The organism is Bradyrhizobium guangzhouense, assembly GCF_004114955.1.
GTDB classification, from domain to species: Bacteria; Pseudomonadota; Alphaproteobacteria; order Rhizobiales; family Xanthobacteraceae; genus Bradyrhizobium; species Bradyrhizobium guangzhouense.
In genome coordinates, this window is sequence record NZ_CP030053.1 from 3,618,992 (window position 1) to 3,638,863 (window position 19,872).

Annotated in this window: 16 protein-coding genes; 9 read left to right on the forward strand and 7 right to left on the reverse strand. The window is 64.6% G+C overall.

The window, feature by feature from the left end; translation table 11 throughout:
- Positions 1-37: 37 nt before the first annotated feature.
- Positions 38-184 (reverse strand): hypothetical protein, encoded by a 147-nt coding sequence (locus XH91_RS38865; protein ID WP_164933848.1) that lies wholly within the window; start codon positions 182-184, stop codon positions 38-40.
- Between XH91_RS38865 and glmU the strand changes: the two genes are divergently transcribed.
- Entirely contained in the window at positions 177-1,532 is a 1,356-nt protein-coding gene (gene glmU / locus XH91_RS17520) for a bifunctional UDP-N-acetylglucosamine diphosphorylase/glucosamine-1-phosphate N-acetyltransferase GlmU (RefSeq protein ID WP_128951721.1), read from the forward strand. The genes XH91_RS38865 and glmU overlap by 8 nt on opposite strands.
- Before the next feature lie 18 nt (positions 1,533-1,550).
- On the opposite strand, the gene XH91_RS17525 is transcribed toward glmU, so the two are convergent.
- Positions 1,551-1,772 carry a hypothetical protein gene (locus tag XH91_RS17525; protein ID WP_128951722.1) on the reverse strand — a complete coding sequence of 74 codons (222 nt, stop codon included), beginning with the start codon at positions 1,770-1,772 and terminating at the stop codon, positions 1,551-1,553.
- A 221-nt stretch (positions 1,773-1,993) separates the two neighbouring features.
- On the opposite strand from XH91_RS17525, the gene glmS reads away from it, so the two are divergent.
- The 4 genes from glmS (at position 1,994) to panE (ending at position 6,652) form a co-directional block, all read left to right on the forward strand.
- On the forward strand, positions 1,994-3,820 hold the full coding sequence (gene glmS, locus XH91_RS17530) for a glutamine--fructose-6-phosphate transaminase (isomerizing) (RefSeq protein WP_128951723.1): 1,827 nt from the start codon (positions 1,994-1,996) through the stop codon (positions 3,818-3,820).
- 79 nt (positions 3,821-3,899) lie between these two features.
- Positions 3,900-4,670, forward strand: coding sequence for a DUF502 domain-containing protein (locus tag XH91_RS17535; RefSeq protein WP_128951724.1), 771 nt, complete (start codon positions 3,900-3,902; stop codon positions 4,668-4,670).
- A 105-nt stretch (positions 4,671-4,775) separates the two neighbouring features.
- The gene (locus XH91_RS17540) at positions 4,776-5,633 is read left to right on the forward strand and encodes an NAD(P)-dependent oxidoreductase (RefSeq protein WP_128951725.1); all 858 of its coding nucleotides are present in this window, start codon (positions 4,776-4,778) and stop codon (positions 5,631-5,633) included.
- Between the two features lie 83 nt (positions 5,634-5,716).
- Complete coding sequence (panE, locus tag XH91_RS17545) at positions 5,717-6,652, forward strand: 2-dehydropantoate 2-reductase (RefSeq protein WP_128951726.1); 936 nt, start codon at positions 5,717-5,719, stop codon at positions 6,650-6,652.
- Here panE and XH91_RS17550 read toward each other — a convergent pair.
- Complete coding sequence (locus tag XH91_RS17550) at positions 6,649-8,037, reverse strand: sensor histidine kinase (protein ID WP_245470775.1); 1,389 nt, start codon at positions 8,035-8,037, stop codon at positions 6,649-6,651. The genes panE and XH91_RS17550 overlap by 4 nt on opposite strands.
- 439 nt (positions 8,038-8,476) lie before the next feature.
- Complete coding sequence (gene recG, locus XH91_RS17555) at positions 8,477-10,585, reverse strand: ATP-dependent DNA helicase RecG (protein ID WP_128951728.1); 2,109 nt, start codon at positions 10,583-10,585, stop codon at positions 8,477-8,479.
- Between the two features lie 184 nt (positions 10,586-10,769).
- Between recG and XH91_RS17560 the strand changes: the two genes are divergently transcribed.
- From XH91_RS17560 to XH91_RS17570, 3 genes are all read left to right on the forward strand, one after another.
- Positions 10,770-11,060, forward strand: a complete 291-nt coding sequence (locus XH91_RS17560; protein ID WP_128951729.1) for an FAD assembly factor SdhE — start codon at positions 10,770-10,772, stop codon at positions 11,058-11,060.
- Positions 11,057-14,575: a transcription-repair coupling factor gene (mfd, locus tag XH91_RS17565; RefSeq protein ID WP_128951730.1), complete on the forward strand. Its 3,519-nt coding sequence runs from the start codon at positions 11,057-11,059 to the stop codon at positions 14,573-14,575. The genes XH91_RS17560 and mfd overlap by 4 nt, the downstream gene beginning before the upstream one ends.
- Before the next feature lie 297 nt (positions 14,576-14,872).
- Positions 14,873-16,003 carry an acyl-CoA desaturase gene (locus tag XH91_RS17570; protein ID WP_164934267.1) on the forward strand — a complete coding sequence of 377 codons (1,131 nt, stop codon included), beginning with the start codon at positions 14,873-14,875 and terminating at the stop codon, positions 16,001-16,003.
- A 201-nt stretch (positions 16,004-16,204) separates the two neighbouring features.
- Here the strand turns inward: XH91_RS17570 and XH91_RS17575 are convergent, their stop codons facing one another.
- The gene (locus XH91_RS17575; RefSeq protein ID WP_128951732.1) at positions 16,205-16,558 is read right to left on the reverse strand and encodes a hypothetical protein; all 354 of its coding nucleotides are present in this window, start codon (positions 16,556-16,558) and stop codon (positions 16,205-16,207) included.
- On the opposite strand from XH91_RS17575, the gene XH91_RS38870 reads away from it, so the two are divergent.
- Positions 16,557-16,715, forward strand: a complete 159-nt coding sequence (locus XH91_RS38870; protein ID WP_164934266.1) for a hypothetical protein — start codon at positions 16,557-16,559, stop codon at positions 16,713-16,715. The two genes, XH91_RS17575 and XH91_RS38870, sit on opposite strands and share 2 nt — an antisense overlap.
- 344 nt (positions 16,716-17,059) lie before the next feature.
- On the opposite strand, the gene XH91_RS17580 is transcribed toward XH91_RS38870, so the two are convergent.
- Positions 17,060-18,283 carry a GGDEF domain-containing protein gene (locus tag XH91_RS17580; protein ID WP_128951733.1) on the reverse strand — a complete coding sequence of 408 codons (1,224 nt, stop codon included), beginning with the start codon at positions 18,281-18,283 and terminating at the stop codon, positions 17,060-17,062.
- A gap of 85 nt (positions 18,284-18,368) precedes the next feature.
- Positions 18,369-19,871: a class I adenylate-forming enzyme family protein gene (locus XH91_RS17585; protein WP_128951734.1), complete on the reverse strand. Its 1,503-nt coding sequence runs from the start codon at positions 19,869-19,871 to the stop codon at positions 18,369-18,371.
- Position 19,872 lies beyond the last annotated feature (1 nt).

Consider the following 19,872-nt stretch of genomic DNA (forward strand, 5'->3'; position numbering starts at 1 on the left):
GTTAAGTGCCCAGCCCTGTCTGGCTTCCCCGAATCAATCAAGGAACATTAACAGGAAAACCCACCCGCACTTGAATTCCGGTCGTTTGCGGGGGTAGCAAGGCGGCAAGCTCAGGCGGCATCGGCGTGTCGCCCGTCGAGTTGATGATCGATTCGGCCATATTTGACAGGATTGCGATGACCATCCGCTCAAGCCTCACGATCGTGCTCGCCGCCGGCGAGGGCACACGCATGCGATCCAACCTGCCGAAAGTGCTGCATTGCGTCGCCCACCAGTCGTTGCTGGCCCATGTGCTTGGCGCCGCTCCACAGGGAACCGGCACCGCGCTCGCGGTCGTGATCGGTCCTGATCATCAGGCCGTCGCGGACGAGGCAAAGCGTATCCGCCCCGACGCGCTCATCTTCGTGCAAGCCGAGCGGCTCGGTACCGCGCATGCGGTGCTGGCGGCGCGTGAGGCCATTGCGCGCGGCGTCGACGATATCCTGATCGCCTTCGGCGATACGCCACTGATCTCGGCCGAGACCTTTGCGCGGCTGCGCGCACCGCTCGCTGGCGGGGCCGCGATCGCCGCGCTCGGCTTCCGCGCCCAGGACCCGTCAGGCTACGGACGCTTCATCGTCGAGGGTAACAGGCTGGTGGCGATCCGCGAGCATGCCGATGCCAGCGCGCAGGAGCGCAAGATCGATCTGTGCAATGCCGGCGTGATGGCGATCGACGGCCGTCGCGCGCTCGCGATCCTCGACAGGATCGGCAATGCCAATTCCAAGGGCGAGTATTATCTGACCGATGCGGTCGGCGTTACCAACGACAATGGATGGGAGTCCGTCGTGATCGAAACCAGCGAGGACGAAGTGCGCGGCATCAACACCAAGGCCCAGCTTGCGGAAGCGGAAGGCGTGATGCAGGCGCGGCTGCGCAAGGCTGCGATGGAGGCGGGCGTCACGCTGATCGCCCCCGAGACCGTCTTTCTCGCCGCCGACACCGTGTTCGGCAAGGACGTCATCATCGAGCCGTTCGTGGTGATCGGCCCCGGCGTGTCGATCGCCGACGGCACCGTGATCCATTCCTTCTCGCATATCGTCGAGACCACGCTCGGCAAGAAGGTGTCGGTCGGGCCCTATGCCCGGCTGAGGCCGGGCACGTCGCTTGGCGACGGCGCCCGGATCGGCAATTTCGTGGAGACCAAGGCGGCAACGCTGGAGGCCGGCGTCAAGGTCAACCATCTCTCCTACATTGGAGATGCCACCGTCGGTGCCGCCTCCAACATCGGGGCCGGCACCATCACCTGCAACTACGACGGCTTCAAGAAGCACAAGACGGTGATCGGGCAGGGCGCGTTCGTGGGCACCAATTCCTCGCTGGTCGCGCCGGTGAAGATCGGCAACGGCGCCTATATCGGCTCGGGCTCCGTGATCACGCGCGACGTGCCAGATGACGCGATGGCGCTGGAGCGCAACCAGCAGACCATCCGCGAAGGCGGCGCGGCGCGCTATCGCGAGATGAAGACGGGCGGGAAGAAAACTGAAAAGTAGCTGGAGAAGTCGGCGGCGCTATTCGTCGTCGGCGAATTCGGAGAAGATCGCGCGCGTCAGGCGCCAGCCCCGCGGCTTGGCGCGCTTGATCGGCTCGCCTTCGGGATGCTTGATGAAGACAGGCTTGCTTTCCTTGCCGCGCTGGGGTGGCGGCCAATGCGCAAGGTGCGTGCCGGAGGTCTCGCTGGCACGGATATACATCGATGACAGACCTTTGCGGTCGGACGTAGTGGCTTTCATGGCCTTGGTCTCCCGGTCGGGAATCGTTGGCCAAACTTGTTGACATCCGGTTAATGCGCGCGGTTAAAGGCCAGCCACATCGACGCAGGCGAAGCTCAGGTTGCGGTCCACGCTGTCTCAATCCGCAATAATTATTGAGTATCTGGTTCCCTCTGAATTTCGCTAAAAACCGAACGCGTCGTTTAGGCGATTTTTCGACGATTTGGGGGATATTGATCCGCATGTGCGGGATTGTCGGCATTCTCGGGCGTGAGCCGGTTGCAGAGCAATTGGTGGATTCGCTCAAACGTCTCGAATATCGCGGCTATGACTCCGCGGGCGTCGCCACGCTCGAAGGCAAGCATCTGGCGCGCCGCCGCGCCGAGGGCAAGCTGAAGAACCTGGAGAAGCGGCTGGAAGCCGAGCCGCTGAAGGGCACCACCGGCATCGGTCACACCCGCTGGGCCACCCACGGCAAGCCGACCGTCAACAATGCCCATCCGCATGCGACCGATCGCGTCGCGGTCGTGCATAACGGCATCATCGAGAATTTCCGCGAGTTGCGCGAGGAGCTCGAGAGGAAGGGCACGGTGTTCCACACCGAGACCGACACCGAGATCGTGCTGCACCTCGTCGACGATCTCCTCGCGCGGGGCAACAAACCCGTCGAGGCCGTAAAGCTCACGCTTGGACGGCTGCGCGGTGCCTTCGCGCTCGGCTTCATCTTCGCCGGCGACGACGACCTCATGATCGGCGCCCGCAACGGCCCGCCGCTCGCGATCGGCTATGGCGACGGCGAGATGTATCTCGGCTCGGACGCCATCGCGCTCGGCCCGTTCACCGACACGATCAGCTATCTCGAGGACGGCGACTGGGTGGTGCTGACCCGCAAGGGCGCCGCGATCTTCGACAAGGACGGTCAGGCCGTCGAACGCGACAAGATCAGGCATGCCGCCTCGACCTCGCTGGTCGACAAGGCGAACTACCGTCACTTCATGGCCAAGGAAATCCACGAGCAGCCGGAAGTGGTCGGCCACACGCTGGCGCGCTATGTCGACATGGCGACCGAGCGCGTCTCGCTGCCGGTCAAGCTGCCGTTCGACTTCAAGGACATCCAGCGCATCAACATCACGGCCTGCGGCACCGCGAGCTACGCCGGCATCGTCGCCAAATACTGGTTCGAGCGCTTTGCGCGCCTGCCGGTCGAGGTCGATGTCGCCTCCGAATTCCGCTACCGCGAAGCGCCGCTGCGCAAGGGCGATCTGGCGATCTTCATCTCGCAATCCGGCGAGACCGCCGACACCCTGGCGGCGCTGCGCTACGCCAAGGCGGAGGGCGCACACACGATCGGCGTCGTCAACGTGCCGACCTCGACGATCGCGCGCGAGAGCGAGACCGTGCTGCAGACGCTGGCCGGCCCCGAGATCGGCGTCGCCTCGACCAAGGCTTTCACCTGCCAACTCATGGTGCTGGCAAATCTGGCCATCGCGGCCGGCAAGGCGAGAGGCGTATTGTCCGATGACGACGAGACCAAGCTCGTCCACGGCCTCGTCGAGATCCCGCGTCTGATGTCGGACGCGCTCACCACCGAGCTTCAGATCGAGAAGCTCGCGCACCGGATCGCCAAATCCCGCGACGTGCTCTATCTCGGCCGCGGCACCAGCTTCCCGCTGGCGCTCGAAGGCGCGCTGAAGCTGAAGGAAATCTCCTACATCCACGCCGAAGGCTATGCGGCCGGCGAGCTCAAGCATGGTCCGATCGCGCTGATCGACGAGACCATGCCGGTCGTCGTGATCGCGCCCTATGACCGCGTGTTCGAGAAGACCGTCTCCAACATGCAGGAGGTCGCCGCCCGCGGCGGCAACATCATCCTGATGACGGACGCCAAGGGCGCGGCGGAGGCGACGGTGAATTCGCTCGTCACCATCGTCATGCCCGACATGGCCGCGGCTTTCACACCGATGGTCTACGCCGTCCCGGTCCAGTTGCTTGCCTATCATACGGCGGTCGTGATGGGCACCGATGTCGACCAGCCGCGCAATCTCGCCAAGTCGGTGACCGTGGAATAGGCACAAGGGATCAGGTCGCGCTCTTCCAAAACCTGCTAGAAGACCCTAGCTTGACCGAAGCGACCGACCTGGAACCCGAATGACCGCCCGCGACGACGCGCCTGCGCCTCTTGATCCCGCCCCGGAACCGCATACCGGCCTGATGGGCCGGTTTCGCAACTATTTCCTGACCGGGCTGATCGTCACCGGCCCGATCGCGATCACGCTGTATCTGGTCTGGTGGTTCGTCACCTGGGTCGACGGCGTGGTGCGGCCATTCGTGCCGCTCGCCTACCGGCCGGAAACCTATCTGCCTTACGGCGTTCCCGGCTGGGGACTGATTGTCGCATTCTTCACGCTGACGCTGGTCGGCTTCCTCGCGGCGAACCTGATCGGCCGCACGCTGGTCGATGTCGGCGAGACGTTCCTCGGCCGGATCCCAGCGGTGCGCGCGATCTATCGTGGCCTGAAGCAGGTGTTCGAGACGTTGTTCTCGGGCAAGGGTTCGAGCTTCCGCAAAGTGGGCCTCGTCGAGTTTCCCTCGCCCGGCATGTGGTCGATCGTGCTGATCTCGCAATCGCCGAACGAAGAGGTCTCGCGCAGCCTGCCGGGGCAGGAGGAACATGTCTCGGTGTTTCTGCCGTGCTCGCCGAACCCCACTACCGGCTTCTTCTTCTATGTGCCCAAGAGCAAGATCATCGAGGTCGAGCTCACCGCCGAGGATGCCGCAACGCTGATCATGTCGGCCGGCGTGGTGCAGCCCGGCTCGGCACCCGACCCGAAGAAGGCGGCCGCGCTCGCGGGCATGGCCAATGCCGCGCGCATCGCCAATGCCTCCACGCTCCAGCCCGAGCCTGCGAAGGCGGAGTAGGGCTATTCCACGGCGGGATAGAATGCGGTCAGCGGGCGATCGCGTCCTCTGCTATTGTTCCGGTCGGACCGAGCGTCGCGCTCGGAAGTCGAACTGGAGTGCCCGATGTCGAAGACCATTGCGATCCTCGCGCCCGGTGCCATGGGCAGCGCGGTGGCCCGTCGCCTGAGCGAGAACGGCGCGCGTGTGCTGACGTCTTTGAAGGGACGCAGTGAGGCGACGCTGAAACGCGCGGCGGTTTCAGGCATGATCGGCGCCGAGGACGATGCGATCGCGGATGCCGATATCATTCTCTCGATCGTGCCGCCGGGCGAGGCGGAGGCACTGGCGCAGCGGCTCGCCGCATTGATCGTGAAGCGCAACAAGAAGCCGGTCGTGGTCGACTGCAACGCCGTCAATGTCGACACGGTGAAGCGGATCGAGGAGATCATCGGCTCGGCGCAGGCGCCCTTCGTCGACGGCGGCATCATCGGCTTCCCGCCGCAGCCGGGCGGCAAGAGCCCGGCCTTCTACATGTCCGGCGCGCACGCCAGGGATATCGCCGTGCTCAGGGATTTCGGGCTCGACATCCGCATCGTCGAAGGTCCGGTCGGTGCGGCCTCTGCGCTAAAAATGTCCTATGCCGGCATCGTCAAGGGTCTCGCCGGGATCGGCTCGGCCATGGTGGTCGCGGCGACCAAGGCGGGGGCCGCGGATGCGCTCCGCGACGAGCTCGCGCTCAGCCAGCCCGCGATCCTGGCGCGGCTCGAGGTCGCGCTGCCCGACATGATCCCGAAGGCCTATCGCTGGATCGCGGAGATGCACGAGATATCAGGCTTCCTCGGGCCCGATCATCCGGCAAGCCAGATCTACGAAGGCTTTGCCAAATGGTTCGAGCATCTGGCCGCCGATGCCGGGGGCGACGCGGTCGATGCGTCGCTGCTGAAGGCGTTCGCGGCCGGTATCGCGAAGAAGAAAGTCTGATTTCGAAGCATTCGCGATCGAAGCGTCAGTCCGGCTGAACCAATCGGCGATGGCGGAATATCGCCAAGGACGCAGGAGATGGAATGAGAGTATTGGTGATCGGCGCGGGAGCGCTCGGAGGCTATTACGGAGCCTGCTTGGTCCGAGCGGGCGCCGACGTGACTTTTCTGGTGCGGTCTGCCCGCGCGGCGCAATTGCGCCGCGATGGATTGCAGGTCAAGAGCCCGCACGGCGACTTCACCGTGCAGCCGAAGATCCTGATGGCGAACGAGCTGAGAGAGCCCTTCGACGTCGTTCTCGTCGGCGTGAAAGCCTATTCGCTCGATGACGCCATGAGCGAGTTTGCTCCGGCCGTTGGCCCGGGCACGATGGTTCTCCCCATCCTCAATGGATTGAAACATATCGACGCCCTGACCGCGCGGTTCGGCGCGGCGTGCGTCCTCGGTGGGTTGGCCAATGTCAGCGCCGGGCTCGATGCGGATGGCCGTGTCGTTCAGTTCATGGCCAACCAGACCATCGTCTTCGGCGAGACCAAGGGGTCGCTGAGCGAGCGCACGCTCGCTCTGGAGAAGCTGCTCAATGTCCGCGGGATCGACGTGCGCGCCAGCGAAGCGATCATGCAGGACATGTGGGAGAAGTTCGTCCAGCTCTCGACGCTCGCCGGCATCACCTGCCTGATGCGCGCCAGCATCGGCGACATCCTGGCGGTGCCGAACGGTGGGCAATCGATCTTCCGCCTGTTCGCGGAATGCTGCACGGTTGCGACCGCCTCGGGATTTGAGCCGCGCGCCCCGTTCATCGAGTTCGACCGAAAACTGTTCACGACCATGGACTCACCGCTCAAGGCCTCGATGCTGCGCGACATCGAGCGCGGCTCGATGACCGAGTCCGAGCATATCCTGGGTGATATGGCCAATCGCGCCCGCAAGCTTGGCATCGACACGCCACTGCTGGATCTGGCACGGGCGCATGTGGCGGCCTATGAAGTCGGGCGGCGGAGAGCTTCAGGAGGGAGCTAGCTCGCTTCCATCAATGTCACATCGTGGTCGGCCTGGTCGCGCGACCAGAACTGCATGAGACAGCGAAGTCCTCCCGGATTGAAATCCAGGCTGACCGACCAGCCGGCTTCGCCGGCGAACATACCGGTGATCATCTTCGTTCCAAAGCCGCGACGCGTGGGCTTGTGGACCAGCGGGCCACCTCTCTCGGTCCAGGACAGCCGCACCAAACCTGTCTCGTCGACATTCCAGGATAGGTGCAGCTTGCCCGACGCGACCGAGAAGGCGCCGTATTTTGCCGCGTTCGTGCTGAGCTCCTGGAGCGCGGCGGAAATCGCCAACGTGAGTTTGGGCGGCAACAGAATATCGGGGCCGTCAATTTCGAGACGTTCAGGACCGGCGTAAGGAGCCAACGTCTGTCTGACGATGGATACCAGGCTGACGCCAACCCAGTTGTTCTCGGTCAGCAGATTGTAGGCTTGCGACAGGGCCAGGAGGCGGCCTTCGAAGGCGGCGGCGTATTCGTTCAGGTCGTTCGAACTGGCACGTGACAGACGCGCGATCGACTGGACGGTCCCGAGCGTGTTCTTCACCCGGTGATTGATTTCATCCAGGAGCGCCTTCTGCTGCTTCAAGGCGCCTGCGAGTTCGCTGCCGACGTGATACAGCACCTTCTTCATCCGGTTGACTTCGCTGATCGTGCCCGGCTTCGGAGCACGTGCACCCGAGCGCAAGCCGCCGACATATCGTTCGAGGTCGGCGAATTCGGCGAGGAAGCGGCGGGACAACAATCTCGCCAGCGCCAATCCCAGTGCGATCGTAAAAAGAGTCAGCGCAATGATCCCCTCGGCCGTCCGATGCAGCGGGCCGTCGATGACATCACGCGGAACGGCAAGATTGATCGACCAGCCGGTCTGATTGGAGCGCAACAGCGATGTGTAGGTCGGAACGCCCGTTCGCGATACGGCTTTGATCCACCAGGCGGAAGGCTGCCCGATATGGGCCATCACCTCCGGAATGGTTGGCCGGCCGACCAGATCGTCGCCGTCCATCAAAGGCCGCCTTGCCAGCAGAATTCCGTTCGCATCGATGATGCTGCCGACCATTCGGGCGGAAACGTAGTCGTCCATCAACGAGGAAAGATACTTCGTCGATAGGCCGATATTGAGCGCATAACGGATCTCTCCGCCGATGCGGACCGGCACCGCGATCGTGACGATGGGCTGACCGTCGACGACCGCGCGCTGCAGACCGGACACTTGAGGTCGCCCGGTTTCAATCGCCCGTCGCTCGAACTCGAATTCGACGCGCTTTGGCAGCGGCGCATTGAGCTCAAGGCGCGTGTTGACGATCTGTTGGCCATCGGGCGCATAGAGGACGATTGCTGTCCCGCCGATCAGCTTCACTGACTGAATGGCATGCTCTCTAAACTCGGCGTAATTCTGTTGTGACAGCGAGGGAGACAGCGCCAGGATCTGGAGATCCTCGATGATGTTGGCAACGCGAAGCTCGGCCGCATTGCGCATGAGGCGAAGCCTGTCCTCGTAGTCCGCCCTGGTGAGCTGGGACGATTCCGCCACGAAATGGTAGGCCAGAAAGGCGGCACAGGCCGCGACGGGAATTGCGGTGACGAGCGCGAGCAGCAACAGATAGTTGGAAACCGGCCAGGTCCGAAGGGATCGCCTGATCCATATCCCGGTTCGACGCCCCAAGGCACGCACACTCACCCCCAAAGTCACGCCAGTCTCACCAAGCTGATTCCTTCAAGGTACCGACTCGGTGGCGGCTAGCAACATGCGGTTTGTGGGAACCAGCTCAAGGAACTTTTGTTCCAAACCTCGAGGCTCAACCGGCTCCGATCAACGGAATCGCCTCGTCCCGCTCGTAGAGATACAGCAGGCAGCGCAGCGCTTCGCCGCGCTCGCCCTTCAGTTTCGGGTCGTCCTTCATGATGCGCAGCGCCTCGTCTCGGGCCTGCGTGATGAGCTGGCCGTGGACCTCCGAGCGCGCGATGCGGTAGCCGGGCAGGCCGCTCTGGCGCACGCCGAGAACGTCGCCTTCGCCGCGCAGCTTCAGGTCCTCCTCGGCGATGCGAAAGCCGTCGGTGGTCTCGCGGATCACTTTCAGCCGCGCCTTCGACATCTCGCCGAGCGGTTCGCTGTAGAGCAGGATGCAGGTCGAGGCCTCCGAGCCGCGGCCGATGCGGCCGCGCAGCTGGTGCAGCTGGGCGAGGCCGAAGCGTTCGGCATTCTCGATCACCATGATGGTCGCGGCCGGCACGTCGACGCCGACCTCGACCACTGTTGTCGCGACCAGAAGGCCGATCTCGTGGGCGGCGAACTGGCCCATGACGCGATCTTTCTCCGCGCCCTTCATCTGGCCGTGCACGAGGCCGACGCGATCGCCAAAGCGCTTCTGCAAGCTCTCGAAACGTTTCGTTGCGTTGGTGAGATGCTCGCTGCCCTCGGCTTCGGACTCCTCGACCAGGGGGCAGATCCAGTAGACCAGCTTGCCTGCGTCGAGCGCGCGGCCGACGCCATCCATGACTTCACCGAGCCGGTTCATGGCAACGGCGCGGGTGTCGATCGGCTGGCGGCCGGCGGGCTTTTCGCGGAGTTCGCTGATGTCCATGTCGCCGAAATAGGTGAGCACCAGCGTGCGCGGAATGGGCGTTGCGCTCAGCACGAGAACGTCGACCGCTTCCCCCTTCGACGTCAGCGCCAGCCGCTCGCGCACGCCGAAGCGGTGCTGCTCGTCGACGATCGCGAGCGCCAGATCCCTGAAGATGACATCGTCCTGGATCAGTGCGTGGGTGCCGACGAGCAGGTCGATCTCGCCTTCGGCAAGCTGGGTGATGATCTCGCGCCGCTCCTTGCCCTTTTCGCGGCCGGTGAGGATGGCGACCCGCATGCCGGCGCGCTCGGCGAGCGGGGCGATGGTCTTGATATGCTGGCGCGCCAGGATTTCGGTCGGCGCCATCAGCGCGGCCTGCTTGCCGACCTCAGCGACGGCGCTAGCTGCCAGCAGCGCCACCACCGTCTTGCCGGAGCCGACATCGCCCTGGAGCAGGCGGAGCATGCGCACCGGCTGCTTCAGATCGTCGGCGATAGCCGCAGCAGCGTTGCGCTGGGAGGGTGTCAGCGCATAGGGCAGGGCGTCGATGATCTTGTTGCGCAAATGCCCGTCGCCGGCATTGCGTACGCCGGCAGGCCGCCGCAATTGAGCCCGGATCAAGGCGAGCGCGAGCTGGCCGGCCAGCAGCTCGTCGAAGGCCAGGCGCGACCAGAAGCGCTGATCGGGCAGGATGTCCGTCAGCTCGACCGGCTGGTGCACGCGATTGAGTGCTTCTGCGACTGGCGGGAAATTGCAGCGGCGCAGCACGTCAGGGCTGATCCATTCTGGCAGGGGCGGCAGCTTCTGCAGCGCCTGCGCGATGGCGCGGCGGAGCGAGCCGAGCGCGAGACCCTCGGTGAGCGGATAGACCGGATCAATCCCGGACAGTTTCGAGATCGCTTCCTCGTCCAGCACACGGTCGGGATGCACGATCTGCGGGATGCCGTCATACATCTGCAGCGTGCCGGAGACGAAGCGCTTCTCGCCCATTGGCAACAGCTTCTCGACATAGCCGGGCTTTGCGCGGAAAAAGGTCAGCACGACATCGCCGGTATCGTCGCTGGCATAGACCAGATAGGGCGCGCGCGCGTTGCGCGGCGGAGGCGGGCGGTGGCGATCGACGGTCACCTCCAGCGTCACCATGGTTCCAACGCCGGCGTCGCGGATCTTCGGCCGGGCCCGGCGGTCGATCACCTGGCTCGGCAGATGCAGGAGCAGATCCACCAGCCGCGGCGTCTCGCTCCGGCTGAGCAGATATTGCAACAGCTTGTCCTGCTTCGGACCGACGCCGGGCAGGCTGGTCACGGGAGCAAACAGCGGATTGAGCAGGCTGGGGCGCATGAGGGCGAATCTAGGATCGTTTCGCCCCGTCATGCCCGGCTTTATCTAGGGCATCCACGTCTTTTTTCGTGGGCCTCCAGCGGGTGCGGTCATGCCAAATCGAGGGCTGACACCGGCGGTTCCAGTGGCTATATCACGGCGGCCCGGCACGTCCGGGCTTTCGGCGTTTGACTGGATTTGAGACATGACGGGAACGACACGATCGAGCGACGGGCTGGACGATCGCCGCAAGCGGCTGCTGTTCCGCTGCTGGCACCGCGGCACGCGCGAGATGGATTTGATCCTCGGCCGCTTCGCGGATGCCGAGATCGGCAACCTCACGGAGGCGGAGCTGACCGAGCTCGAGACCCTGCTCGAGGTCAACGATCCCGATCTCTATGCCGCCATCACGGGTGACAAGCTGCTGCCAGAAGATGTCACCGGCGCGCTGTTCGCCCGCATCAAGGCCTATCCGATCGCGGACGGCAATTTATGAAGCAGGGAATGAAATCTCCGGCCGAGCTGCTGACGCCCGGCCGCGCGCTGACGCTTGCCAACGTCGCCGAGGGCGCCGAAGGCCTCGTCGTCTCCGATCTGGCGCGCGCGATTGCGGCGCGGCCGAAGAAGCCGGCTGTCAGCCTCGCCGTGGTCTGCCGCGACGGCGGGCGGATGCAGCAGCTTGAGCGCGCGCTGCAATTCTTTGCGCCCGATCTACCCGTGCTGACCTTTCCCGCCTGGGACTGCCAGCCCTATGACCGCGTCTCGCCGCATGGCGGCATTCTGGCGCAGCGTCTGACCACGCTGGCGCGGCTCGCCGCGCTCACCGGCAGCGACAAGCCGCTGATCGTGCTGACGACGGTCAATGCCGTCGTGCAGCGCGTGCCGGCGCGCGAGCTGGTCGCGGCGCAGGCGCTGTCGGTTGCACCCGGCAACGTTGTGCCGATGGACACCATCGTCGCCTGGCTCGAGCACAATGGCTACAACCGCTCGTCCACCGTGCGCGAGCCCGGCGAATATGCCGTGCGCGGCGGCATCCTCGATCTGTTTCCGGCAGGCCTCGAGCAGCCGGTCCGCTTCGACTTCTTCGGCGACAGCCTGGAATCGATCCGCTCGTTCGACGCCGAGACGCAGCGCACGCTGCTCGACATGCGTTCGCTCGATCTGGTGCCGATCTCGGAATTTCAGCTCGTCACCGACACGATCCGCCGATTCCGCATGGGATATGTCGCCGAGTTCGGCGCGCCCGAGCGCGACGACGCGCTGTATGAGGCGGTCAGCGAGGGCCGCCGCCATCCCGGCATGGAGCATTGGCTGCCGCTGTTCCAGGACCGCATGGACACGCTGTTCGATTATCTGCAAGGCGCGGCCGTTGCGATCGAGCCGCAGGCCGAGGACGCCGTCCGCGAGCGCTTCAAGCAGATCCAGGACTATTACGAGGCCCGCCGCGATGCCATGGAGCATCCGGGCGGCGGCGCCATCTACAAGCCGCTGCCGCCGGACCGGCTCTATCTGACCGAGGAGGAGTGGGGCAAGCGCGAACGCGACATCCCGCTGGCGCGATTGACGGCCTTCGCGGTGCCGGCCGACGGCACCAGCGTGGTCGATGCCGGTGCGCGCAAGGGCCGCGACTTTGCGCCCGAACGCAACGACTCCAAGGTCAACGTGTTCGAATCCGTGGTCAGCCACGTGATGGCCTTGCAGGCCAGCCGCAAGAAGGTCGTGATCGCGCTGTGGAGCGAAGGCTCGCGCGACCGCATGACCTCGATGTTGCGCGACCACAAGCTGACGCACACCACCAGCGTCAATTCCTGGCGCACGGTGCAGGCGACGCCGCGCAACGAGACCATGCTCGCCGTGCTCGGCCTGGAGAGCGGTTTCGAGACCGACGAGATCGCCGTCATCAGCGAGCAGGACATTTTGGGCGACCGCCTGGTGCGGCCGCGCAAGGCCAGCCGCAAGCTCGACAACTTCATCTCGGAGGTGACGAGCCTCACCGCGGGCGACATCGTCGTCCACGTCGATCACGGCATCGGCCGCTTCATCGGCCTGCAGACACTCGACGTCGCCGGCGCGCCGCATGACTGTCTCGAGCTGCATTATGCTGCCGAGACCAAGCTGTTCCTTCCCGTCGAGAACATCGAGCTGTTGTCGCGCTACGGCTCCGACCAGACCACGGTCGAGCTCGATCGCCTCGGCGGCTCCGGCTGGCAGACCCGCAAGGCCAAGCTGAAGAACCGCATTCGCGAGATCGCGGGCGAGCTGATCAAGATCGCAGCCGCACGCCATCTGCACGAGGCGCCGAAGCTGCCGGTGCAGCAGGGGCTCTATGACGAGTTCTGCGCACGTTTTCCCTATGACGAGACCGAGGACCAGCTTGGCGCCATCGAATCCACGCTGAAGGATCTCGAGCTCGGCCGTCCCATGGACCGCCTGATCTGCGGCGACGTCGGCTTCGGCAAGACCGAGGTGGCGCTGCGCGCCGCCTTTGCCGTCGCGCTGGAAGGCAAGCAGGTTGCGGTGGTGGTGCCGACCACGCTCTTGGCGCGCCAGCACGCAAAGACCTTCACCGAACGTTTCAAGGGCTTTCCGGTCAACGTGGCGCAGGCCTCGCGCCTGATCCCGACCAAGGAGCTGAACCAGGTCAAGAAGGGCATCGCCGACGGCTCTGTCGACATCGTCGTCGGCACCCACGCGCTGCTCGGCAAGGCCATCAAATTCCGCGATCTCGGCCTCGTCATCGTCGACGAGGAGCAGCACTTTGGCGTCACCCACAAGGAGCGGCTGAAGGCACTCCGTTCCGAGGTGCATGTGCTGACGCTGTCGGCCACCCCGATCCCGCGCACGCTGCAGCTGGCGCTGACCGGCGTGCGCGAGCTCTCGATCATTGCTTCGCCGCCGGTCGACCGTCTTGCGGTCCGCACCTTCGTTGCCCCGCATGATCCGCTGATGATCCGCGAGGCGCTCTTGCGCGAGCGTTATCGCGGCGGCCAGGCGTTTTATGTGGTGCCGCGCATCGACGACCTCGCCGAGGTCAAGGATTTCCTCGACAAGAACGTGCCGGAGATGAAGGTCGCTGTCGCGCATGGCCAGATGCCGCCCGCTGTGATCGAGGACATCATGACCGCGTTCTACGACGGCAAGTTCGATATCCTGCTGTCGACTACGATCGTGGAATCCGGTCTCGACATTCCCAACGCCAACACGCTGATCGTGCATCGTGCCGACATGTTCGGCCTCGCGCAGCTCTATCAGCTCCGCGGCCGCGTCGGCCGTTCCAAGCTCAGGGCCTATGCGCTGTTCACGCTGCCTTCGCAGCAGAAGATCACGGCGCAGGCCGAGCGCCGGCTCACCGTGCTGCAATCACTGGAGACGCTGGGCGCCGGCTTCCAGCTCGCCTCGCACGATCTCGATATCAGGGGCGCCGGCAACCTGCTCGGCGAAGAGCAGTCCGGCCACATCAAGGAGGTCGGCTTCGAGCTCTATCAATCGATGCTGGAGGAGGCGATCGTCAACCTCAAGGCCGGCGTATCCGAGCCCGCCGCCGACCGCTGGTCGCCGACCATCACCATCGGCATGCCCGTGCTCATTCCGGAGGATTACGTCGGCGATCTCTCGGTGCGACTGTCGCTCTACAGGCGCCTTGCCGATCTCGACAGCGAGGAGGAGATCGAGAACTTTGGTGCAGAGATGCGCGACCGCTTCGGCGTGCTGCCCGACGAGGTGCGCTATCTCTTCAAGGTTGCCGCGATCAAGGCGTTCTGCCGTCAGGCCAATGTCGAGAAGATCGATGCCGGTCCGAAGGGGGCCGTCATCACCTTCCGCGACAATTCCTTCGCCCATCCCGATCGTCTCGTGTCGTTCATCAGGAGTTACGGCCAGGCCGCCAAGGTGCGGCCCGACATGAAGGTGGTGTTCCTGCAGGATTGGGAGACGCCGGAAGAGCGCCTCGCCGGCACCACCGAGATCATGCGGCAATTGGCGCAGCTCGCAAAGAGCAAGAAGGCGGCGTAGGGTCCGTAGTAATGCGGAGGCGGCGCACCACGATACAGGCTGCGCCGTGCCACGGTCTGAAAACAGCGACATATCGGCACTTGCGGAACGACGAAGCAGCCGCCAGATTCCGAATTCGCTAACTGAGTCCTGCGTACCGTATCCGTCGATCCGCGACTGGTTTACCGGCCGCGGTTTTTTTATACCGGTTTGCGGGTTGGCCCGCACGTCGAAGCAGTTGAGGTCGCGCGCGTGTCTATCAATACCGGTTCGGGCCAGGAATCAGAGCGTGATTCAAAGCACGACCACGACGATGTCATGTATCCGCAGGTTCTGCCGTTCGTGTTGATCCATGCGGGATGCCTCGCGGCGGTCTGGTCCGGCGTCACGTGGCAAGCGGTTGCGATCTGCGCCGCGCTGTATTGGCTGCGCATGTTCGGGATAACAGGCGGATATCATCGGTACTTCTCGCATCGATCCTACGTGACGAGCCGGGTGTTCCAGTTCATCCTGGCCGTCCTCGCCCAGAGCAGCGCCCAGAAGAGCGTGCTTTGGTGGGCTGCCAAGCACCGCCATCATCATCTTCACTCGGACACGGTGCAGGATGTGCACTCACCCCGGCACAAGGGTTTTGTGTTCAGCCATGTCGGCTGGATCTTTTACCGGCAGCATGATGCGACTGACCTCGTGAAAGTCGCGGATCTGGCGTCATATCCCGAGTTGATGTGGCTGCACCGGCTGGAGCTGTTGCCGGCCATCGTGCTCGCCGCGCTGTGCTTCCTTGTTGCCGGATGGCCGGGGCTCGTGGTCGGATTCCTCTGGAGCACGGTGCTGCTTTATCACGCCACGTTCTGCATCAACTCGCTCGCGCACGTTCACGGGCGCAAGCGGTATGTGACCGGTGATGACTCCCGCAACAACTGGCTGCTTGCTTTGCTGACGATGGGTGAGGGCTGGCACAACAACCATCATGCCTATCAGGCCAGCGCGCGGCAGGGCTTCCATTGGTACGAGATCGACCTCACCTACTATGTGCTGGTGGCGTTGTCCTGGCTCGGCATTGTCAGGGATATGAAGATGCCGCCCAAGCAGGTCCTGCGCAATGAGCACCGGTTGGGATCACGTGTGATCAAGCAGGCGGCCGAGCAGCTCGCAGCTCGCTTCAACCCGGAGCACATCGCGCATGCGATCAGGGTGTCGATCCACGAGACCGAATTGTCGGTCCGGGATACGCTCAGTCAGTTGCAGCACCATGCCGATTTGCGGCTGTCCAGCATGCCGACACGCGACCAGTTGCTGGCCGAAGCGCAGCGCATGTTCGCCAAGACGATATCGCTGGACGACATTGTCGACCGTGCCTACGAGCTCCTGAATGATTCCGTCGGCTTTCTCCTGGCCGCTCCTGCGCCCGCTTTGGCGACCAACGCGAAATCCAAGGGCCGCGTTTAGCGCGCGGTTATGTCTTCTTGAGGTCTAGCGTGCGGATGGCAGGACGCAGCGCGCGATGCGGCCAGGTCGCCCAGGTGCGGCCCGACATGAAGGTGGTATTCCTCCAGAACTGGGAGACGCGGAGCTCGCGTAGAAAAAAGGCAGCATGAGGATCTCCGCCTTAGTTTCCATGCGACGACGTCCGAACCCCTGCTGAGACGATCAATCGAGGTGAAATCTCAGGTAAATGTTTCCAGCCGGCTCATTCTGGAAATACAACAGCCCTCGCGCCGCCGCGCCAACAAAGAAGCGAAGCTTCGGTGGCGGGTTGCTGGGCGCGATCCCCTGTGATCGCGCGCCGAGCTCGAAGAAGCAGCAGCCGGGCTTGCCCTCGATTTGAATGCGCGCATGGCCAAGGTCATCGCGAGACAGGAAAATGATGATCGTCAGGTTCAGCTTGTCGACCTTCACGCGGCAAACCCCATAAGGGCAGGCCGTCGACCCCGCATCGCTCTCGGTTGGCGTTTCAATGCCGTATTCCACCCTGTAATCCTTCGCATAGGCGGAAGACGCCATGAGCATGACCCCAGCAATGAATGCTGTTGCGAGTTTTACAGACTGCGTCACAGGCCAAAATATTGAAGCGCAGGTAACTGTCATGCGCTTTGTTCATCCAAAGGTTGTAGGAAACTCATATTGGAACATATCGGGAACATTGTCAATCGGTTCATGACGCTAACGCTTTGACGACATGGCCGATGTTGCTGCGGGTGCGGCTTCTCAGCATCTGACGGACTATCTCAATCCCTGACGATCCGACGGAGAACACGAATGTTCGGGTCGGCACGATCCGGAGTCTTCTCGACGCGGGGTGCGAGGAGAGCGCGATTGGTTGGAGCTGCCGAGAGCACGCCCTGATTTGTCGGCGCTGCAAGAATTGGCATTCTCCCATTAGTTGTGGGCGGCGCAAAGATTGGGGGGCGCGCTCGCATGGGGTTGATTTTCAGATTCTGTGGGATCTCATGGGCAGCCGAGGTCCCATGAATGGATGATCCGTACAATCAGGTGCGGTAAAGACTACGACGCCGCGCGCGACGCATCCGCCGACAGCCGCCCGAGCAGCGACCTCGCCGTGTCCGACGGCGACAGCGAATCCACGCTGACCACGGGATCGCTGCGCATCTCGTGCTTGCCGTTCGACGTGTGCTTCATCACCGCCGACAGGCGACGGGCGATCATGTGCGCCGTGCGGAAATCGGTCTCGGCGAACACCACGATCACGGAGCCGTCCTTCTGCGCCGCGCCAAAGTCCATCTGCCGCATCAGGCGGCTGAGGATCCGCGCGGCATCGAGCTGCGCGCGGGGATTGCCGGGGTCGAAGGCGAAGCGCGCCACCGACAGCCCGCCGCCGCGGGCGAGCGTCTGCTCCACCGCCTTGGCGAAATCGCGGGCGAAGGCTTCGACCGTGAGCAGGCCGCTGCGCGGATCGAGCCAGCCGCCGGCATCGATCGAGCGCAACGTGCGGCTCAGTTGCGCTTCCATCGCGTGCTGGCGGATCAACGGCAGTGCGTTGGCGGCGACCTTGGCAGGCTCGCCCGGGATCAGCTCGAGATTGGGCAGGTCGTAGCTCTGGGTCAGCTGATGCGCGGTGACGACCACCGGCAGGTTGCGGAAGCGCGTATCCTCCGCGAGCACCGTGAGAAAGGCGTCGGTGACGCGCGGGGTGAAACCGTCGGACAGAACGACGCCGTCAATATCGCGCGTGTTGAGATGTTTTGCGGCGGCCTCGATCGAGAGCGCGCCGACGACGCCGGTGCGCTCGCCGAGCGCGACTGACAGCGCAGGATAGGCGGCGCCGCGGCCGATCAGGAGCACGATGGCATCGCGCACCGGATCGGCGTCCGGCAGCGCGACCTTCACTTCCGGCAGGCGGCGCATCACGGTGGCATGCAGTGTGCGGACGCGGATCGCGGCGCGCAGGCGTGCGATCAGGCGCTCGGCTGCATTGCCGCGTGTGGCGAAAGGCAGCGCATTGTGGGGCAGTGTCGCTTGCGCATCCAGCGCGACCATCGGCAGATAAAGCGGCTGTTCGGCGATCTTCTTCGCGAGCAGGGGCATGTACGGCTCATGCCCGCCGGACATCGCGGCAAGGACGGCGGCAGGCTGCACCTCTTCGACGGCGCGCGACGCGCTTGCCCAATCGCTGTCCACAACCGGAAAAAGACGCGCCTCGTCCAGCGCCGCAATGAAGGCCGGGCGCTCGGCATTGGACACAAAGAGAATGGGGCCCGCCTGGGACATCAGGAAACTCTGATCGCGCAATCGATGCTGCGCAATCTAGTCCGGCCGCCTTAATGCAGCGTCAATGTTCCCCGCAAAACTGCGCCTAGACCGGGCCGGAGCGGTCGCGAAAAGCCTCAACCATCAGAGGGTTAAGCCCGAGTTCGCTGAGTGCCTCGCGGGCGCGGGCATTGTCCTGGGCCCGGCCCGCCAGCCGGTGGCCGGAGAGCCGGTCGGGCAGGGCCGTCAGCAGCGCGCCCTGGCCGAGTCGGCGTGCCCATTCCTGCAGGTCGTTGGAGAGGAAGCGATAGCCACCGACGGCCATGATGCCCGAGGGCGGCGCAGTGATGCAGATCGCGCCGCTGGCGCGGTCGATCCGGGCGGCATAGCCGGTGTCGACATAGTCGCGCGGCGGCTGCGCCGTCAGCGTCTCGCCGACCGGCTGCGGTGGCGCGTAGGCCGCGATCGGCACCATCGGGCCGCGCAGGCCGAGCGTGCCCTTGGGGGTGAGCAGAATCTCGCCCGCGATCGAGGAGCCGGACTGCTCGCGTGGCGCGCCGTGCGGGCCGGGCATCACCGCGACAGGCACGCCATCCTCGCCGCGCCTTGCGCCGAACAGCCCGGCTTCGCCGAACAGATAGACGTCTGTGAGCGGCGCATGCGGCGCGATCCAGGCTTCGCTCGCCGCAACCTGCTCCGGCGCGCGCCAGAGCCCGACGACGTTGCGCAAGGTCGGCATCCGGGCCGCCAGACCGGAATCGCCGAGCCGTAGGGCAAGCTGGGCCGGTGCGATCAGCACGTTGCAGGCGTGCTCGTTGATCTGCTGCTCCAACACCTCGCTTTCGAAGGGGTGATGCAGCGCCAGCGTGCCGCCGCAAAGCAGCCACACCGCGAGCGAGGAGGCGAGGCCCGCGAACGACATCGGCGTGAACGCCGACATGACGGTCGCGCCCTGCTGGATGTCGGCCTCCAGCGACATCGCGAGCCCTCCCGCGATCAGGCTGAAGTGTGGCCGCGGCACCGGGCGGAAACCTTCCGCAGTGACGTCGAAGGAGATCATGGCCGCCTTGCGGCCGTCCTGGATCACGGCGCGCGTCGTGCCGGGCGGGCGCGACAGCACCTCGTCGAGCGAGGCCATGCCCTCGGGCAAATCGGTGCCGAAGCCGAACACGTGGCGGATCGAGAACGCCTCGGCGGCTGCGTGCATCGCAAGGTCGGCATAGCTGACCCCGTCGACCTTGCTCATGGTGACGATCGCGCGTGCCGCGGTGCGGTTGAGCGCGGCCGCCAGTTCCGCCTGTCGCCACAGCAGCGGCAGCACGGCCACGACCAGGCCGGCGCGATGGGCGGCCAGCACGGTCAGCACGAACTCGACGGTCGAGGGCAACTGGATCGCGATCACCGAATTGGCCGGCAGGCCCGATTCGACGAAATGCGCCGACAGCGCCTCGATGGCGGTGTCGGCCTCGGCGTAGGTCAGCCGCCGCGGCTGGTGGCCGGTGATACGGGATTTGTTGAGGGGATCGAGCAAAGCGGGCGCGTGCGGCTGCCGCATCAGCGTCCGCTGGAACAGCGTGTCGAGCGTCGGCGATACGGCTGGCTGGTTCACG

Bases quoted from the DNA above. Each gene is read 5' to 3' on its own strand.
- glmU (WP_128951721.1), top strand. From the start codon at position 177: ATGACCATCCGCTCAAGCCTCACGATCGTGCTCGCCGCCGGCGAGGGC.
- XH91_RS38865 (WP_164933848.1), bottom strand. From the start codon at position 184: ATGGTCATCGCAATCCTGTCAAATATGGCCGAATCGATCATCAACTCG.
- XH91_RS17525 (WP_128951722.1), bottom strand. From the start codon at position 1,772: ATGAAAGCCACTACGTCCGACCGCAAAGGTCTGTCATCGATGTATATC.
- glmS (WP_128951723.1), top strand. From the start codon at position 1,994: ATGTGCGGGATTGTCGGCATTCTCGGGCGTGAGCCGGTTGCAGAGCAA.
- XH91_RS17535 (WP_128951724.1), top strand. From the start codon at position 3,900: ATGACCGCCCGCGACGACGCGCCTGCGCCTCTTGATCCCGCCCCGGAA.
- XH91_RS17540 (WP_128951725.1), top strand. From the start codon at position 4,776: ATGTCGAAGACCATTGCGATCCTCGCGCCCGGTGCCATGGGCAGCGCG.
- panE (WP_128951726.1), top strand. From the start codon at position 5,717: ATGAGAGTATTGGTGATCGGCGCGGGAGCGCTCGGAGGCTATTACGGA.
- recG (WP_128951728.1), bottom strand. From the start codon at position 10,585: ATGCGCCCCAGCCTGCTCAATCCGCTGTTTGCTCCCGTGACCAGCCTG.
- XH91_RS17560 (WP_128951729.1), top strand. From the start codon at position 10,770: ATGACGGGAACGACACGATCGAGCGACGGGCTGGACGATCGCCGCAAG.
- mfd (WP_128951730.1), top strand. From the start codon at position 11,057: ATGAAGCAGGGAATGAAATCTCCGGCCGAGCTGCTGACGCCCGGCCGC.
- XH91_RS17570 (WP_164934267.1), top strand. From the start codon at position 14,873: ATGTATCCGCAGGTTCTGCCGTTCGTGTTGATCCATGCGGGATGCCTC.
- XH91_RS38870 (WP_164934266.1), top strand. From the start codon at position 16,557: ATGAGCATGACCCCAGCAATGAATGCTGTTGCGAGTTTTACAGACTGC.
- XH91_RS17575 (WP_128951732.1), bottom strand. From the start codon at position 16,558: ATGGCGTCTTCCGCCTATGCGAAGGATTACAGGGTGGAATACGGCATT.
- XH91_RS17580 (WP_128951733.1), bottom strand. From the start codon at position 18,283: ATGTCCCAGGCGGGCCCCATTCTCTTTGTGTCCAATGCCGAGCGCCCG.